Here is a 1,258-nt window from a genome sequence, read left to right as displayed (position 1 = left end):
CTTCGAGGGACGGCCCTACGCCTGGGACACGCTCGTAGACCAACTCGACGGCCTCGTCGTCATCGGAAGGCCCAAGCGGCTCGGCAGCCGTGTCCCGCCGTAGTGGCCAGCGGGGTGTCGCAGAGGAAGCCGGTGGGGCCGCGCCGGGCCGTGCCTGACCGCCAGGACGCGGCCGGCACCGAAGTGCTGCCAGTGGTACCGGGCATTGAGGTCCGCCGCCGTGGAGGCGGGAGCCCATGGGCTGGGTGCCTGGCGAGCGGCGGTGGTGCTGGGCTGGGACAGCGCCTTGGCCTCCCGTGTCGAGGTGAGCGCAGGCCCGGCTGAAACGGCTGTTGGAACGGGGCTGGCTGGTCGGGGAGAAACCGGGCAGGTCCATGCTGCCCGCGCCGGAGCAGAACGCTGCCCCGACGGCCGGTGCCGGGCGGCCAGGCGGCGGCTCATGAGCATGGTCATCGACCACAGGATGGCGGTCTCGCTGGTGCCGGTGCGCCGTTCGAAGTCACGGACCAGGCACCGGCTGCGCAGGCGCCAGGCGAAGGATCATTCGACGACCCAGCGGCGGGACAGGACCTGAAAACCTGGGGCGTCGTCGCTGCGGCCGGCGATGCCGAGGGCGGCTCCGGGGTGCTGGGTGCCCCAGTCGGTGAGGGCGCAGGTGTAACCGCGTCGGCCCGGACCCGCGCCAGCCGCCGGAAGGGCTTCTTTGCTGAGGGCAGCAGGATGCGAGCCGCGTCCCGGTCAGTCGTGGAGGCCGGCGTGACCAGCACGGCCAGAGGGAGCCCGAGGGTGTCGGTGAGCAGGTCGCGCTCACGCCCGTTGATCTAATGGGCGACAGATGAGGCCGCTGAAGCCGACTGATCACCAGGGCAATCTTCCCGGCGTCGAACCCCGCGAGACATGGGTGACAGTGGCGTCCGCCTTCACCGACTGCGAGTTGCCGACTTCCCGCCCTGGCCACGCGTGCCCTCTTCGCCCGCTGGCGGATGCGGGACTGGTGACCGAGTTGCATGACCGGCTGCGTGAGGCCATCCGCAGCACGGAGGGCCGCGAGGACGAGCCGAGTGTGGCGGTCGTGGACCCGACTCCGCACCTGCACAGCTGGCCGACCGCGATGGAAACGGGATCGAGACACGCATCGCCCGCAACCCTGCCACTGACGCCACCCACTACTGACTTTGTAGTCGTGGTGTCGTCGGCGTGAGTCCTGTTCCGGTGAGGCATCCGTCGAAGATGCTGCTGCGGTATTGGAGCTGGCGGA

2 pseudogenes are annotated in these 1,258 nt (G+C 70.3%); one reads left to right on the top strand and one right to left on the bottom strand.

The window, feature by feature from the left end:
• Positions 1–443 (top strand): annotated as a pseudogene (locus AB0N17_RS46780) (hypothetical protein); the annotation flags it as partial.
• A 282-nt stretch (positions 444–725) separates the two neighbouring features.
• On the opposite strand, the pseudogene AB0N17_RS46775 reads toward AB0N17_RS46780, so the two are convergent.
• Positions 726–821: pseudogene (locus AB0N17_RS46775) on the bottom strand (IS5/IS1182 family transposase); the annotation flags it as partial.
• Between the last annotated feature and the right edge of the window lie 437 nt (positions 822–1,258).

This window comes from Streptomyces sp. NPDC051133 (assembly GCF_040682635.1).
Lineage (GTDB): Bacteria > Actinomycetota > Actinomycetes > Streptomycetales > Streptomycetaceae > Streptomyces.
This window is presented reverse-complemented; position numbering and strand designations above follow the sequence as displayed.